A 15,042-nucleotide genomic window follows, 5' to 3' on the forward strand; every position below is an offset into this window, starting at 1 on the left:
GAAATCGGCGATGAGGGCGGATCCGGGGCCGGTTTCGACCACCGTGGGTCGGCGCTGCCGTCACCGGGTGGTGTAGCCGCCATTGGCGAAGATGGTCTGGCCGGTGATCCAGCCGCCGTCGGTGACGAGGAATTCCACCAGCGGAGCAATGTCCTCGATTTCCGTCAGCCGCCCGCCCATGGCTTGCGACTTGTGGAATTCCACCCGCTCGGGGGTTTCCTGCGGGTAGAAGAACGGGGTGTCCATCGGGCCGGGCGCCACGTTGTTGACCGAAATGCCGCGGGTGGCGAATTCCTTCGCGGCGGCGCGGGTGAAGTGCTCGACCGGCGACTTCGCTCCGGCGTAGGTGGAGTAACCGTCGGTGAAGGCCGCCAGCAGGGAGGTTACGACGGTGACGATCCGGCCGCCGTCGGCGAGGCGCTTGCCCGCCTCCTGGAGGAAGAAGTACGCGGCCTTGGCATTGATGTCGAACATCGAATCGTATTCGGATTCGGTTGTTTCCACGATCGGCTTGCGCAGCACCTTGCCGACGGTGTTCACCGCGATGTCCACCGATCCGAACGCCTCGATGCCCGTATCGAACATCCGGGTGACGTTGGCGGGGACGGTCAGGTCCGCCTGGAACGCGACCGCCTCGGCGCCGGCCGCCCGCACCGCCGCCACGGTCTTGTCGGCGTCGGTCTCGCTGCTCGCGCTGTTGTAGTGGACCAGCACGTTGGCGCCGGCGGTGGCGAGGGTGGTGCTGATCAGTCCGCCCAGGTTCTTCGCTCCTGCGGCGACGATCGCCGACTTTCCTGCCAGTTTGCCCGTCATGGAGAGAGCCCTTTCGCGTCGCTGGTGTTCGCTTGCCACACCGACGGTAGGAGCGGGTACAACAAATGTGAAACAGCAAAATCTGACGCTTCGACAAGAATTGGTTGTCGATCCGTGTGGCGCGTGTTCCGATGAGTAGGAGACCCACGTCACAAACGAGTCCCGAGCGGCCAAGCTGAGTTGTATGTCCAACACAGTGATCGGCAATATCGACACCATCGCCGAGGAGATCCGCACCGGCGCCGACGAGGGTGACTCGTTGGGCCGGCTGCCCGACGACATGGCCAAGGGGCTGAAGGACGCCGGCGTCATCCGGATGCTGCAGCGCAAGAAATACGACGGCTATGAGGCGCATCCGCGAGAATTCGCCGAGACGGTGATGAAGACCGCGAGCCTCTACGGTTCCGCGGGCTGGGTGGCGGGCATCGTCGGCGTCCACCCGTGGCAGCTCGCCTTCGCCGACCCCCGAGTGCAGGAAGAGGTGCTCGGCGAGGACACCGACACCTGGATGGCATCGCCCTATATGCCGGGCGGCGTGGCGGTCCCCGTCGACGGCGGCTATGTCATGAGCGGCCGCTGGCAGTTCTCCTCCGGCACCGATCACTGTGACTGGATCTTTCTGGGCGCCTTGGTGGGCGACGCGGACGGCAAGCCGGTGATGCCGCCGCGGCCACTGCATGTGATCCTGCCGCGCTCGGACTACGAGATCGTGGCAGATTCCTGGGATGTGGTCGGGCTGCGCGGGACCGGCAGTAAGGACATCGTCGTGAATGCCGCGTTCATCCCCGATTACCGGGTGATGGACCAGGGCAAGGTCATCGACGGAACCGCGGCCGCGGAATACGGCGTCACTGAAACCCTCTACAAGATGCCGTGGTCGACCATGTTCCCGCTCGGCATCACCTCGGCGACGATCGGCATCTGTGAGGGCGTCCTCGCCGCCGGCATCGACTATCAGCGAAACCGCGTGGGCGCCACCGGAACTCTGGTCAAGGACGACCCCTACGTCCTGCACGCGCTCGGGGAATCCGCGTCCGAGATCGACGCCGCGCGGCAGCAGTTGCTGGCCAACGTGGACCGGATCTGGGATTTGGTCGACGCGGGCAAGGAGATCGATTTCGAAACACGTGCCCGCGTGCGCCGGGATCAGATCCGGTCCGCATGGCGAGCGGTGCGCGCCGCCGACGACATCTTCGACCGCGCGGGCGGTAATGCGCTGCGGATGGACAATGCGCTGCAACGGTTCTGGCGCGACGCGCACGCCGGACTGCACCACGCCATCCACGTCAGCAGCACGACCTATCACGCGTCCGCCATGGCCTCGCTGGGCGTGGAGGTGCCGCCGGGGCCCCTGCGGGTGATGATCTGACCGCGCGACGGAATACGAGCGGACCGAAGATGGTGGTGCCGATCCCGCCGATGGTCACCCGCCGCTCGACGTGCTCCGGCGCGGCGAGTGCGAATTCCGTTGCCACGAATACGCCCATCGAGTTCCCGATGATCCGGACGGTCTCGAGTCCGAGGCCGTCCAGGAACGCGGTGACCGCCTGCTGCGCCGACATCATCGGATGTGCCGCACCGAAGTCGTCGCTGACCCCGAATCCGGGGAACCCGAGCACGAGCGTTCGGAAGCGCTGCGCGAAGGTCGGCACGTTGCCAGCGGCCGATGATTTCGTCCCGCCGTTTCCGGACCGGTGATTCCCACGGTCGCAGAACAGTTCGCCGGCGGCTAGCCTTCGGGCCATGACTCAGCCGAGGAAACCACGTCCGGTGGTTGTGAAGCTGCTCCTCGGAGCCGCGTTCATCGCACTGCTCGTCGGCGGCGCGGCGACGGTCGTGGGTGCGACGAGCATGGTCTCGGACCCGGACGCGGCCCCGACCTGTGACGGCAAGATCATGTCCGCCGGCGACAGATGTGATGTCCTTCGTGGCGGATCCACGGTCGACTCCTATACCTACGAGGAGAAGATCGACCGGCAGCATGGAAACAAGGAACACGCGGGCGACACGCTCACCATCGGCCTCACCGTGATGACGGTGAGTCTGTTCGCCGGGGTGCTCGTCGAGGTGGCGTTCCGGCGGTCCGGTCGCAAAAAGCTCGCTGTGGCCACCACTCCGGCATCGGGGCCGCCACCGGTTACCGCGCCGGATATGGGCGCGCCGGCATCCCCGGTGCGTGCGACCGGGTCGCGGCGCGGCGCGTATCGCGTGATGATCGCCGGCGCCGCGGGGGTTGTCTGCGCGGCGTTGGCGGTAGCGGTGGCCGCGGTGGCTATTCACCTGGGTGACTCGCATTCCACCCCGACGTCGCTCCGCGGGTCCGTAACCGCCACCGGCAAGGTGAACGGTCCCGATGTCGCCGACCTGCGGCGCGCCATGCCCGCGGCGCTTCGTGCACGCTCGCAATGCCGGTCGCCGGGCAGCATGGATCGGGAAAGTTTCGTCACCAGCAGTGCCACCTGTTATCTGCCGTCGGACAGTCCGTTGATAAGGGGCCTGGTCGCCGTGCCGTCACTGGGCCATATCGTCCACGCGGCAATCGTGTCGAGTCCCGCGTCTTACCGCTATCGAGTGCAGCAATCGCCGAGCGACCGCGTGGTGCGCGACGACGGCGCGGTGTTCGCAGTATTCGCGGTGTTCGAAGGGTTGGGCGGGCAATCCGATCCGCCGGAGTTGGCCAACAGCCTTCGGTGCCTCGATCTGCGGACCGGACTTTTCATCGTGGTGAATACTGTCAACAACGAGCACGACGCCGCCACATTGGTCGGCCGGGCCGGATTCTAGAGCGGTCGAAAGGATTCGACCCGGTGACCAACTGGCCTGAGCTGCCGGCCGCTCGCGCTGCCGGAACCCGCTGACCGGATGCGAAGACAGGGCTACAAACTCCGCCCGATGATCAGCTTCATGCTCGGCGAGAGTCGACAAAACGCCTGGTGAGAGGCGGTTTCGTGCCCAACATCGCCCGAAATCTCCGCGGGGTCTTCCCCGTCCTGACCTGGCAATTCTCATCGCGTCCCATTGAGACACGAGAGGATGACGGGACGGCGTCGATACCCCTACGGGGTACGAGGGCGATCGGCTCACCTCTGGAGGCAGGCTGGTCGGCGTGTCGAATTGCGACACGCCGACAAAATTCCTGACCAGCAATCGACTGGCAAATCCGTTCTCTTCATGGCTCGACGTGATGGCACGCCGGGTTTGTGCGAGTCCGGCGGTGCTTGGCATTCCGTGGTCTGCCAGACCGCGCTCTTCGAAGGTCGCCGCCGGCGTAAGGCATGTGCACACCAACATCACCGAGCGGGTAGAGGAGGGGGTGTTCGCGAGGCATGCCGGTGGTGCCGTGCCGAGCCCGGCCTAGCTTGCCTTGTTGTATGCCTCGATGATGTCGGCTTGGATTCGTCCGCGGCTGGAGACGTTGTAGCCGTTGTTTTCGCCCATTCGCGAATTGCGCCCGTCTTCTGCTGGTCGGCCGTGGCCCGCGTAGTCGTCTTCGCCTTGCCGGGGAATTCGGCCGACCTTGCGGGCGGGGTCGGTCCACTGCTCGAACGCGCTGCGGAGTTTGCGTGCGTTCTTGTTCGAGAGATCGATCTCGTACTCGACGCCGTCGAGGCTGAACGAGACCGTCTCTTCGGCTTTCGATTTGCCGTCGAAGTCGTCGATCAGCTCGAGGATGACCTTCTTCGCCACGCGGCGGTCCTCCATACTTTGGCGAAACACGTTGCGAAACTAACCAACGCAGCAGGATCCCTCCTGTCTACGTGGACGTCGGCTACTTCCTTGCCTCGTGGGGGCGACGTGGCCAGATTGCCCACCGGCTTTCACGCGCGGGTGGCCGCTGGCTCGAAGCAGCTGGGACCGGCTAGTTGGCGGTCCGGAATTCGATCGAGCGCCCCAGGGTGTCGCCGGACGGCTGAGGGAACCACTCGTCGACGGGCGCCTGGTGCGCTTGCCGCGGCGCGCCGACACGAAGCCAACACGCCGAGCGCGCGTAACGGCGGCCACTGCCCGCCGAAACACTCCCTGTTCACTCAATCCGAAAGGACTCATCTGTGAAACTCCGCAACCTGATCGGCACTGCCGCCGTCGCGGTGGCTGCGACCGGCGCACTCTACGGAACCGCCAGTGCCACGCCGTCGTATATCGATTCCGGTTCCGCCGGAAGCGGTTCCGCTGACGGAGCAAGCGATGGTGGCGGCACGCTGTGCGGCGACGGCACCGTGAGCCCGAGCACCGGACCGGGCACGTGCTCGCATCACGGCGGTGAGCAGAAGAACCAGGGGCACGTCCATCACGGTGGCGGCGGCCACGGTCGTCGATAGATGCGACTGGGCATCGGCGGGCGCGTGATGGGCGTCCGGATGGGGGTGTCAACGCGAGGTTTCGGCGTTGGTGTCGGTCCGTTGTCTGCTGGTAGCGGCTGGGGTGGTCACCGACGCGGTCGCGGACGGCGATCGTCGTCATCATCGGCCGGCGGCTGCTTGCCCGCGCTCGGATTACTGTTCGTGGGCTGCCTCGCACTGGCCGCCGTGCTCTGGCTCGTCGAATGGCCGTATCTACTCGGAACGTGGCTCATCGTCCAGGCCGGCGCACACAATCCGTCGACAGCTCGCACGCTGATGGGTTGGACGTTCGAGGCCCCATATCTGGCGTTCTTCGCGATGATGGCGATCGGCTGGATAGCTGAGGCGATGAAGCCGCCACGACCGCAGCCGATGCCGCCGTACGCTGGATAGCCGAAAGCGTTGCTGGACAACTCTTGTCCAGCAACGCCTTTCAGACGTGCACCCAGAGGGTTGTCTACCTGCGTACGTTATCGATCCGCGGCCAGGTGCCATGAGGGGGGACCTTCCTCTGCGATCTATGGAGGGGCCCGATACTACGGTTGCCTCCGTGAGGGTGAATGAAGGTTTCCCCGAGGAGTGGGGCCGGACTCTCATCGGTGAAGTCGAAACAGACAGCGATGGCGAGTGGTGTTTCTCGGATTGGTATGCGGTGGTGTTCCCGGGCGAGGCGGTGGTGTACCCGGGCGACACCTGGGGTGGTACGTGCCGCCACCACAGGCAGGGATCGATTGCTCCGGACACGGTGGTGATTGTCTTCGGTGGGATGGTGGTGGCGCTTGCCGATACCGGCCACCTGCACCTTCTGAACCTCTATGTTTACGACACCGAGTACTACCAGTTCCTGCGGTTGCGGGAAGTTCTCGATCCACGGCGGTGGGACGACATACCGTGGGCGCCGTTGCGGCCGGGGCAGTTACTGCACGCGTGGGATAAGTTCCACGGCCTCGACTACTTTCGTCTGCCGGGACGGCCGCCGGTCGCCTACGGATACGCCGATCCGAGTCTGCCGGGGCTACCGGCCGCGATGAGCTATGGCGGGGACTGGTACGACCTGACCGCACAAGCCAACGTGGAGTACCCGACAGGTCTGCCGGCGGAGCCGGTCCAGGCCTCCACGGCCAGGCTGTTGCGCGCGATTCACGAGAACGATCTCGCCGCTGTCGTCGAACAACTCGATGCTGGTGCCGATCCCAACGCTGGTGAGGACCCTGGTGGTGTCCATCTCAGCTTCTGCGAACCTCGTGCGGCGACAGCTTTGGGAAACGCGCGCTCGCTCGAGATCGACGCCGCATTGCGGAACGCAGGCGCCGTAGCTTGAACACCCAGGGTCCGATCAGCACGCCGACCTCAGGAGCCTGTGTCGGTTCGTCCGGTCAGTGCGCAGGCGGGGGCAATACGAGACGTTCGACAGACCGATTCGGCCTGTCGATTCGAGCGGTTGTCAGAGATCGTGGTCAGTGTCGTCGTCAGCGGCGACGCTGTGAGCGATCCGGTCTGGTCTCGGACGCGGCTGTAGGTGGCCAGGTCGTAGCCGCCGGACCACTGTTGCTGTCCATCTCCGATAGCGGATCACAAGCGAGGGATGGCAACTATCCCTGCGGTGGATCGCAAGTGACGGCGCCGGAGTTCGTTCTCGCCTCACATGCAATTCATGCATACCGGCATTGACCGTGCGTGGATTCGTCGAGGCCGTAGGCATCCAGGTAGGTCCGCCATCAGCCGTCGGGGAGCGGGTCACGCACTGTCCCTCGCGCAGTTGTCCCTGAACGAACGGTGAAATGTGAACGGCCATACGTTACGTGATCACACGGGCCGGGTGTGCCCAGGTATACCCTTGCGCTGGAAGAGGTTAGGCGAAAGATCTAGTGGTCAATAGTATATAGTAAGATATGTTACTCTGGTCCCGGGCTGTGCGCCGGGTCTACTCCGGACGACATTGAGGTTGCCGGTGATGACGAAAGCGGCCGCCATTCATGCACCCGTACCGCGCCGGGGTCGCGGGGCCGTCCAATTGGAGGGAGAACACCTATGTTTGTCCGAAAGTCTGCTGGTCGGCGGGACGGTCGATGACAACGCAACCCGCAGCGATCCCTACGCTGCCCAGGCTTGCGACTCTCGACAATCTGCGGGACGTCGCGGGGGCAGGCGCCGGCTACCCCACTGATAACGGGCGAGTTCGTCGCGGTGTCCTCTACCGTTCCAATCGGATCGAGGTCTCACCGGAGGATCTCGTTGTCCTCGAAAGCTTGGAACTTACGGCGATCCACGATCTCAGAGAGGACCACGAGATCGCCAGCCATCCCGACACGTCGGTGGCCGGTGCTCCGTGGTACCACCATCCGGTGCCGGGAATTCCTCAGGAAGAGGTTGCGGCCCTGTCCGATGCGGACCAGACATACGCTGCGATGATCGAGAATTACCGCACCTTCGTGAGCGATCCGCAGTGCCGCCGCGGATTCTCCGATCTTCTGAGCGGTATCGCCTCGATCGAGGGGCCGCAACTGTTCCATTGCTCAGCGGGTAAGGATCGCACCGGTTGGGCCACGGTTCTGATCCATTACATCGCGGGCGTCGACCCGCAAGCGGTGACCGCCGACTATCTCCTTACTGACGAGTATGCGGTCAACAGCCGCAAGGCGACGCTGGATTCGATACTCGAGAACGTCGGCGCCGCTCGTGCTCCGGCCTATGAACCCGCCTTTCGCTGCGACATGGCGTACCTCGATACCGCGTTCGCCGAAGTCGAGAGACTGTACGGCGATATGGACGGTTACCTCGAGGACGGGCTCGGGTTGACGGAGAGTGAGCGGCAAATCCTGCGTTCTCGTCTGGTGTGCGAACAGTAGGACTCTTCGGTCGCTGTCCCGGTAGCTGACGCGGAACGCGGCCTTTCTGTGAAGCTGTCGGCGGCAGCTGTCCTGCCTAAAAGCCTGGGGTAGAGCAGTTTCTATGCGTAACCTACAGTAGGTGATAGCAAAATAGTCGATTCATAGATAAATCTCCCAGCGGCGCAGTAGCCTCCATCGAGTGGCGTAACGGTGCGTCGGAACGAGGCTGGCGAACTCGTCGTTGCGGGACAGGGAGGAGTGAACGATGATGTTGGCAGGCGGATACCCCTCACCACCTGACGTCACGGCACCGGCCGGCACCCATCAGGTGGTGCTGACGGTGGCCGTCGTGGTCGTCGTCTCCAACTTGATCATCGAGATCCCGGTTACCGCCCTGAAGCTCTACGATTACTATGGCAACCAGCCTTTCCAGTTCTACAGCGGCGGATTCCCATTGTGGTGGCTCTTCACCAACCTCGGCGGTGTCTTCTCCGGCGTGCTTCTGGCTATCGCGGTGGAACGCTTCGGAATACGTGCGAGCCTGCTGGCGATACCAGTGGTCCCATGCGCGTTCGGAGCTTGGGAAATGTGGGCCGGCTGGCCCACATTTGTTGCTCTGACGATGGGTGCGCCACTGTTCTGGTCCTACATCGGTGCGATTTGCACGATCGCGCTGAGTTTGGGCACTGCGTTTGCGATATTCGTTGCCGCGAGCCCGGTCGAGGCAAAGGGGATCGGCGCTGCGGGGCGCGATGCGGCGTTTCCTGACGTACCTGCCAGGTAGCGATGGTGTTGGGACCTGTTGCTTCTGAACGGGTTCCACTTCGAATGTGGGTCACGAAACCGGTTGCGGGGGCGGATGGCGGGCTCGGATTGTGATCGGCCGGCCCGCCGCTGTGCTTGATTCGACGCTTTCTGCCACCGCGGGTCCCGCGGCTGATGCCCGCAGGTCGGGCGACTGAAGCTGGCCTGTCTACCTACTCGCCAGGTTTGCCGTGGGTTCACGTCGAGGGGGCGCTCGACAAGAAATAGTCTATCGATATACTATCGAGTGATAGAGTAATTTCTCGGAGGGCTTGCTCATGGGAGAATTTCCTGGAAGTCGTTGTGTCACCGCATCGTTGCGCGGCACGTGGAGGCGGTCTTGACCATGGGGAATCTGTTGTTCCTGGCGCTGGCTATCGGTGCAGACATCTCGGTGGTAGCCCTTTTCGTATCGTGGCTTCGAGCCGGCATACGAGTAGGCCGCACCGCCGCCGTATCGGCTGCGTCCGGTCCGACTATTCCTGGTGGAGTTGGACCGGGCAGGCTCGATCTTCCCGGTCTCGGCCACGAGGCGTACGTCGAGCTTCGTGATATCGATGCGGCGCACCGAGTAATGCAGCTACATCGCTCGTGCGGATTGGACTCGTGTGTGCACAAGCGTGGGGCGTTCGAGGCACTGGTGGATGCGGGCAGGATTGTTCCGGATGCTCGTGCCGAACGGCAGCTTCACTGAGATCGAATCGGCTTTCCCGATATGCGCGACGAGGTAGGAAGCGTCCGGCCGAGGAGGGTGGGCATGCGGCGAGGCGAATCAGGCGGATTCGCCGTCGGCGCTCGATTTGCTCCGGGCGCGCTGCTTGCCGTTCTGCGGCGCAGGCGGAATGTCGCCGGCGGAGGCGCGCAAGTCGGCAAGGAGCTCCAGCAAACGGCTCACATCCTCGGAGGTGGCGTTGCCCAACCCGAAGCCGATCTCCGTCAAGCTGTTGTTGGCCTTCAGGACAAGTTTGCGGCCGGTCGGGGTGATGGTGACGCAGGTGGCTCGCCGGTCGGTGGGGTGTGGTTTCCGGCTGATCAGTCGACGCTTCTGGAGTCGGTCGGTCGCCAGCGTCGCCGTGGTGGCATGGATCATCAGGCTCCGTGCGAGATTACTGATCAGCCGTGTGCCGTTGTCGCTCAGCTGAAGTGTCATCAGCAGGAGATAGTCGGTCAGGTTGAGACGTTGTTTGCGTAGTTGCGCCTCGACCGGGTCGATTACCAGACGCTGATAGCGCAGCAGCGAGGAGAGGGCGAGGAATCGCTGCTCGTCGCCCTCCAAGCCCTGTTCCTGCCAGTAGTGATGGGCCCAACTTACGGGATCGGTGGTGTCGGGCGTTGCAGTCTTGCTCTGCTGCGCAGTGGCCATGAGAGTCCCTAAGTTCGGTGGGCGATCGAGCGCCTGCGTTGTCGGTATTCGTAAAGTGAATAGTCTAGCGGTCGCCCATGTCGTCTGCTGAACACAGGCGTGTCGAGTCCGCCTGATTCCGTCGGCTCGGAGTCGCCGCGTCGGCACCGGCGCGGGCGTACAGACGATCTGCACGGTCGGTAAGAAGCCGAGGACGCGCGGGAACTGTTGTGGCGCGGACCAACCCATCCGGGCACGATAGTGAGGGTGGGCCGGTATCCCCGTCAGTGCGGTACGGCGACCCCGTCCCAATCCAGCAACTCCCACCCGTCGCGGGGGTTGCCGGTGACGCTGATATGGCCGGTATTGCCCAAAGGGTGTGTTTTCAAAAGGTCGTCCTGGGGGTTCTTCACGTTCATGAGTGTCCAGATCATGATCGATCCACCATGTGCGACGGCGATGGGGCGGCGGTCTCCGCTGTCGTAAATCTGTTGGATCGCGTCGTCGAAGCGGCGGTCGAACTCGTCACCGTCGATGGAACCGGGAATTCGCATATATCTGCGACCATCCAGCCATGCGATCGGTGCTTGGAAGTAGGTGCGCTGCGCGGTCGCTTCCGGTTGGTGTTCATATTGCCCGGCCTCGATTTCTCTGAGGCCGGCGAGTACTCGTACCGGCTTGTGCACCGACTGTGAGATGTATTCGGCGGTCTGCTGGGTACGGACCATGGTCGAGGCGAAAACGCCGTCGATGCCCTGACCGGCGTACGTATCCGCGGCCGCTCGGGCTTGCTGTCGGCCTAGGTCCGTGAGGTCCGGCCCGGGCGTGGACGTATCTATCAGACCTGAGGCGTTCCCAGCTGATTCACCGTGGCGGACGAAGGTAATCGTTATGGTGTGGTCGTCGCCCGGAAGCGTTGGCGAATGCGTCGTCGAATCCTGAGAGGATGCGGTGCACGCGGTCAATACCGTAGCGACGAGAGCCATGGACGCCGTGCGGACAAATGTTGACAACTGCATGGTGACACCTCGTTGGCGGTTGAGGACGACGGGCTCGTCAGCTGTATTGGGGGCTGTGAGACTGGGCGAGCAGATATTCGAGCAGACAGATGAGGACTTGTTTGCTCGAGGCGCGATCGCGTGCGTCGCACATGACGATCGGAAGGCCGTCGGGTAGGTCCAACGCGGTACGTACTTCGTCGTCGAAGTAGATGTCGGCGTTGTCGAAGCAGTTGACAGCGACGATGAAGGGTATCGACCGGGATTCGAAGAAATCGACGGCTGCGAAGCTGTCTTCGATCCGGCGGGTGTCGACCACCACGATCGCGCCGATCGCGCCGACCGACAACTCCTGCCACATGAACCAGAATCGGTCCTGACCTGGGGTTCCGAACAAGTAGAGCACTGCTCGGTTGTCGATCGTGATACGGCCGAAGTCCAGAGCGACGGTAGTCGTGGTCTTCGATGCCACGCCGGTGAGGTCATCGATACTCGTGCCCAATGCCGATAATTGCTCTTCGGTGCGCAGAGGTGCGATTTCGCTCACCGAGCCGACGAATGTCGTCTTCCCGACCGCGAAGCCGCCGGCGACCAAAACCTTCATGGTCTCGAGTGCGCCGAAGAGGTCGTGGCTTTCAGAGTTTGCGAACACCGTCGAGCACCGCCTGGAGGAGAAGGGGATCGGCCATTCCGCGCGGTGGCGGTGTCCTGACTATGACGTGGCCGGAGGTGATCAGATCACTGACGAGTACTTTCACCACCGCCAGCAGCAGTTGGAGATATGCGGCTATTTCAGCGATGGACAGTGGTTTGCCTTGGCACAATCGCACGATCTCGGCGTATTCGCGGTCGGGGGCCGGCAGATCGGTCTCCGACCGGACGGCGATTACGAGCGTCAGCATGTCCAGTCCGTGCACATTTCTGCCCGCTCGGCCGCGGGTCACCGCGAATGCCCTCACCAACGGCCCCGGATCGTGGTCTACCGACCACGCATCGTCGCCATTCACCGCGGATAGGTCGGTGTCGTGACGCCGGGGAACGAACGCGCGTCAGCGGACATGTGATCGTGCACTTGCCCGACCATGACGTTGAGTTCGTAGGCGACCATTCCGAGGTCGGCGTCGATCGATGCCAGAAGGGCCAGGCAGGCTCCGAAGCCGGCTTCGGTGACGACGAGGTAGCCGCCCTCCAGCTCGATCACGGTCTGTTGGAGGCTGCCCTTGTCGAAGCGCGCGCCGACGCCCCGGCCCAAGCTGTGCAGCGCCGAGGCCATTGCCGCGAGATGTTCCGCGCTTTCGGTTGCGAGACCGCGGGAGGTTGCCATCGCGAGACCGTCAGCCGAGAGCACGAGCGCGTGTTCAGCTCCCGGTAGTCGGTCGAGGAGGGCGTCGAGGAGCCAGTCGAGCGCGGGTTTGGCGGACTGCAGCGCGGTTTTGTCATTCATTGTCGATCCTCCGAATCCTCTGCGGCTGGGCGGATGTCGTATGTCGTGCCTGTCGTGTGCCCTGCTGGAAGGAGGCCATCGCGCCTCTCACCGTTGCCGCGTCGCGTCGGCGGTCGGTGGTGCGATTCGACGGGGATGCGGCCTGCTCGTCCAGCCTCAGCTGAGGGGCCAGGTGGGCCTGCCGGCGGCGGCGCGGCAATGGGGGACGACCTGGAAGGGGCACGCGGGCCGAGCTCACGTCGAGGGAGTGCGCTGACGCCTCGCCGTGTTCTCTTTCGCTTCGCCGAGGGACCTCGACGGCGGGGGCGAAGGCCGGTGGGGCACTCTCGAGTTCGCCGGCAGTGTGATGCGCTTCGACTCGGGAAACGGGTGGGGGCGCGACGGCGACTCGCGGTGGCGAGATCGGCATTTCCTCATCGGGTACGCCTTGCAGGAGTTCGGAGCGGATCAGGGCGACCGCGGTCGTCCCGCCGTATGCCGATTCGTGCAGAGTGACCATGATGTTGTGGCGCGCGGCGAGCCGGCCGACCACGAACAAACCGAGATGCCGGCGCCCGGCCAATGCCATCTCCTGAAATTCAGGGGGATTGCGCAACAGCTCGTTCAAGCGGTCCCGCTCGTCGGCGCGGATTCCGAGGCCCTGGTCCTCGACCTCGATCGCGACACCGTTGCCGACGGTGCTCCCGCGGACGGTGACCAGCGATTGCGGCGGCGAGAATGTCGCCGCGTTGTCGATCAGTTCTGCGAGAAGGTGAATCAGGTCCGCGACAGCGCCGCCGAGGACATGGACCGCCGGCAGACGGGCGGCGGTGACACGTGCGAAATCTTCGGTCTCCGACACCGCGCTACGAACGATGTCTTCCAGCGGGACGGGGTCGTGCCAACGTCGGCCGGGTTGTGCGCCGCCGAGGATCAGGAGATTCTCGGCATTTCGTCGGGCGCGTGTCGCGAGATGGTCCAAGCGGAAGAGCAATTCGAGATGTTCCGGGTCGTCCTGCTTGCTTTCCGCGAGATCGAGGATGTCCAACTGTCTGCGGACTACCGTCTGACTGCGGTGCGCGATATCGAGGAACACCTTGTTGAAGCCGTCCCGGGTGCGGGCTTCCGCTGCCGCGGCATCGACGGCGGCTCGCTGTGCGACGCCGAATGCGTATGCGACCGAGGCGATTTCATCGTCGCCCGCATCCAGGACCGTAGTTTCGTGGTCCAGATCGACCTCTTCACCCCCGTGGATCCGGCGCAGGATCGAGGGCAATTGCTCGTTCGCAAGTTCCAGACTTCGCGATCGCAGCGAGTCGAGCCGCCGAATGAGCCGGTTGGCCAGTACCAGCGCGCAGGCGAAGGCGATCGCCGCGACGACGGATATGACCGCCGTGCTCAGAAGAGTCTGCGTGAGCAGGCGGGAAGCAGCGTCTACCGCAAGTTGCGTGGCGTAACGACCGTGGTCGTGAAAGAGCGTGATCAGTTGCGAGTTCACGGCGGCTTCTGCGTCGCGCCACTCGTGTTCGGGGACCTGCAGTGTGCCGTCGTTGGCGAACTGGTCCTCGCCGGTGACCGCGGTGCGCCATTGCGGGCTGTCGGTGAGGGTGCGGTATGCGGCTCGGCCGTCGTCGGTAAGGCTCGTGATCAGACCTTCGAGCAGCTGGCGGTACGCGCCGGTGAACTGGCCGACACGATGTCGATCGGCGGCACTCGGGGAGCCGGCGGCCAGCGCCGAAACAGTTGTCGCCACCGCTCGTGAATGCAGATCTGCCACCTGGACCAGATTCGCCGCAGTCATCTGCTCGGCCGCCGCGACTGCGTCGGGCGTGTGCCGCGCCGACCCCTGCAGACCGAGCACCACGATGCCGGTGATAGTGGTGAAGTAGTCGTCGACCGCTGCGATATCGGTTCGCCCGGTGTCGACGGAGGCGCGGACTTGGGGCAGTTGGGTGGCGACTGCGGTGAAGGCTGGCGTCGACTTCGACACCGCGTCGGGGTTGAGGGTGTTCATTTCGCGAGCGACCAGACCCAGCTCGGAGAACACGCGGTCGGTGTCTGCCCGCCGTCCGGCCAGATCTGCCGCCGCGCCGCGATCGCCGGCCAACGCCAGCAGGCTGGCCGCGCGTTCGTTCTGCGCGGCGTTGGTCAGGTGCACTGCCAGGTCCATCTGGCGGCCCAGATACTCCGACCACTTCTTCGCCGCGTGGGCGTCCACGGCGAGGCGCGTGACGGTAACACCGCCGGTGACCACCAACGCTACGCACGGAACGAGGGCGATGGCCAATACCCGGGCGCGGATCCCGCGCGGTCGGAACCGGCTGCGGGCAAACCTCTGCACAGCCGCCCTGATCATGTGCTCACACCCCGGTCGACACCGCTTTCCCGCGGCGTAGTTCTCATGCCGGAAGACGGTAGGGCCACCCGAGGTAGTTTGTCTACTGATTGACTATTTTCTGTTAGAGCTGTTCACGTCGAGCTTGTGCCGGGG

At 64.1% G+C, this 15,042-nt stretch carries 16 protein-coding genes; 7 read left to right on the top strand and 9 right to left on the bottom strand.

Annotated elements, in window-relative coordinates; all coding sequences use genetic code 11:
* Positions 1-60: 60 nt before the first annotated feature.
* Complete coding sequence (locus ON37_RS29570) at positions 61-813, bottom strand: SDR family oxidoreductase (RefSeq protein ID WP_040724183.1); 753 nt, start codon at positions 811-813, stop codon at positions 61-63.
* Between the two features lie 184 nt (positions 814-997).
* Here ON37_RS29570 and ON37_RS29575 point away from each other — a divergent pair, with 184 nt between their 5' ends.
* A complete protein-coding gene (locus tag ON37_RS29575; protein ID WP_040724184.1) occupies positions 998-2,182 on the top strand; it encodes an acyl-CoA dehydrogenase family protein in 1,185 nt (394 codons plus the stop codon).
* On the opposite strand, the gene ON37_RS32235 is transcribed toward ON37_RS29575, so the two are convergent.
* Positions 2,100-2,558: an alpha/beta fold hydrolase gene (locus ON37_RS32235; RefSeq protein WP_083893386.1), complete on the bottom strand. Its 459-nt coding sequence runs from the start codon at positions 2,556-2,558 to the stop codon at positions 2,100-2,102. The two genes, ON37_RS29575 and ON37_RS32235, sit on opposite strands and share 83 nt — an antisense overlap.
* Here ON37_RS32235 and ON37_RS29585 point away from each other — a divergent pair.
* Positions 2,557-3,597: a hypothetical protein gene (locus ON37_RS29585; RefSeq protein WP_157171702.1), complete on the top strand. Its 1,041-nt coding sequence runs from the start codon at positions 2,557-2,559 to the stop codon at positions 3,595-3,597. The two genes, ON37_RS32235 and ON37_RS29585, sit on opposite strands and share 2 nt — an antisense overlap.
* Positions 3,598-4,167: 570 nt before the next feature.
* Here ON37_RS29585 and ON37_RS29590 read toward each other — a convergent pair.
* Positions 4,168-4,500 (bottom strand): histone-like nucleoid-structuring protein Lsr2, encoded by a 333-nt coding sequence (locus tag ON37_RS29590; protein WP_040724247.1) that lies wholly within the window; start codon positions 4,498-4,500, stop codon positions 4,168-4,170.
* Positions 4,501-4,862: 362 nt separating this feature from the next.
* On the opposite strand from ON37_RS29590, the gene ON37_RS29595 reads away from it, so the two are divergent.
* From ON37_RS29595 to ON37_RS29615, 5 genes are all read left to right on the top strand, one after another.
* Positions 4,863-5,132, top strand: coding sequence for a DUF3761 domain-containing protein (locus tag ON37_RS29595; protein WP_040724187.1), 270 nt, complete (start codon positions 4,863-4,865; stop codon positions 5,130-5,132).
* A 183-nt stretch (positions 5,133-5,315) separates the two neighbouring features.
* Complete coding sequence (locus ON37_RS29600) at positions 5,316-5,546, top strand: hypothetical protein (RefSeq protein WP_157171703.1); 231 nt, start codon at positions 5,316-5,318, stop codon at positions 5,544-5,546.
* Positions 5,547-5,703: 157 nt separating this feature from the next.
* Complete coding sequence (locus ON37_RS29605) at positions 5,704-6,474, top strand: hypothetical protein (protein ID WP_157171704.1); 771 nt, start codon at positions 5,704-5,706, stop codon at positions 6,472-6,474.
* Between the two features lie 748 nt (positions 6,475-7,222).
* Positions 7,223-8,002 (top strand): tyrosine-protein phosphatase, encoded by a 780-nt coding sequence (locus ON37_RS32240; protein WP_157171705.1) that lies wholly within the window; start codon positions 7,223-7,225, stop codon positions 8,000-8,002.
* A 247-nt stretch (positions 8,003-8,249) separates the two neighbouring features.
* Positions 8,250-8,768, top strand: coding sequence for a hypothetical protein (locus ON37_RS29615; RefSeq protein ID WP_157171706.1), 519 nt, complete (start codon positions 8,250-8,252; stop codon positions 8,766-8,768).
* Positions 8,769-9,560: 792 nt separating this feature from the next.
* Here the strand turns inward: ON37_RS29615 and ON37_RS29620 are convergent.
* The 6 genes from ON37_RS29620 to ON37_RS29645 all read right to left on the bottom strand — a co-directional run bounded on the left by ON37_RS29620 (position 9,561) and on the right by ON37_RS29645 (position 14,907).
* Positions 9,561-10,151, bottom strand: coding sequence for a MarR family winged helix-turn-helix transcriptional regulator (locus ON37_RS29620; RefSeq protein ID WP_051032292.1), 591 nt, complete (start codon positions 10,149-10,151; stop codon positions 9,561-9,563).
* Between the two features lie 263 nt (positions 10,152-10,414).
* A complete protein-coding gene (locus tag ON37_RS29625; protein ID WP_083893388.1) occupies positions 10,415-11,149 on the bottom strand; it encodes a histidine phosphatase family protein in 735 nt (244 codons plus the stop codon).
* 37 nt (positions 11,150-11,186) lie between these two features.
* Complete coding sequence (locus tag ON37_RS29630; protein ID WP_040724193.1) at positions 11,187-11,732, bottom strand: GTP-binding protein; 546 nt, start codon at positions 11,730-11,732, stop codon at positions 11,187-11,189.
* Positions 11,733-11,763: 31 nt separating this feature from the next.
* Positions 11,764-12,135 (bottom strand): DUF742 domain-containing protein, encoded by a 372-nt coding sequence (locus ON37_RS29635; protein ID WP_040724194.1) that lies wholly within the window; start codon positions 12,133-12,135, stop codon positions 11,764-11,766.
* A complete protein-coding gene (locus ON37_RS29640; protein WP_051032293.1) occupies positions 12,132-12,572 on the bottom strand; it encodes a roadblock/LC7 domain-containing protein in 441 nt (146 codons plus the stop codon). Before ON37_RS29640 ends, ON37_RS29635 begins: the two co-directional genes overlap by 4 nt.
* Entirely contained in the window at positions 12,565-14,907 is a 2,343-nt protein-coding gene (locus ON37_RS29645; RefSeq protein WP_083893389.1) for a sensor histidine kinase, read from the bottom strand. Before ON37_RS29645 ends, ON37_RS29640 begins: the two co-directional genes overlap by 8 nt.
* Positions 14,908-15,042: the final 135 nt, after the last annotated feature.

The organism is Nocardia veterana NBRC 100344, assembly GCF_000308855.1.
GTDB classification, from domain to species: Bacteria; Actinomycetota; Actinomycetes; order Mycobacteriales; family Mycobacteriaceae; genus Nocardia; species Nocardia veterana.

Coding starts and splice junctions, on each gene's coding strand:
- ON37_RS29570 (WP_040724183.1), bottom strand. CDS start 813: ATGACGGGCAAACTGGCAGGAAAGTCGGCGATCGTCGCCGCAGGAGCG.
- ON37_RS29575 (WP_040724184.1), top strand. CDS start 998: ATGTCCAACACAGTGATCGGCAATATCGACACCATCGCCGAGGAGATC.
- ON37_RS29585 (WP_157171702.1), top strand. CDS start 2,557: ATGACTCAGCCGAGGAAACCACGTCCGGTGGTTGTGAAGCTGCTCCTC.
- ON37_RS32235 (WP_083893386.1), bottom strand. CDS start 2,558: ATGGCCCGAAGGCTAGCCGCCGGCGAACTGTTCTGCGACCGTGGGAAT.
- ON37_RS32240 (WP_157171705.1), top strand. CDS start 7,223: ATGACAACGCAACCCGCAGCGATCCCTACGCTGCCCAGGCTTGCGACT.
- ON37_RS29615 (WP_157171706.1), top strand. CDS start 8,250: ATGATGTTGGCAGGCGGATACCCCTCACCACCTGACGTCACGGCACCG.
- ON37_RS29620 (WP_051032292.1), bottom strand. CDS start 10,151: ATGGCCACTGCGCAGCAGAGCAAGACTGCAACGCCCGACACCACCGAT.
- ON37_RS29625 (WP_083893388.1), bottom strand. CDS start 11,149: ATGCAGTTGTCAACATTTGTCCGCACGGCGTCCATGGCTCTCGTCGCT.
- ON37_RS29630 (WP_040724193.1), bottom strand. CDS start 11,732: ATGAAGGTTTTGGTCGCCGGCGGCTTCGCGGTCGGGAAGACGACATTC.
- ON37_RS29640 (WP_051032293.1), bottom strand. CDS start 12,572: ATGAATGACAAAACCGCGCTGCAGTCCGCCAAACCCGCGCTCGACTGG.
- ON37_RS29645 (WP_083893389.1), bottom strand. CDS start 14,907: ATGATCAGGGCGGCTGTGCAGAGGTTTGCCCGCAGCCGGTTCCGACCG.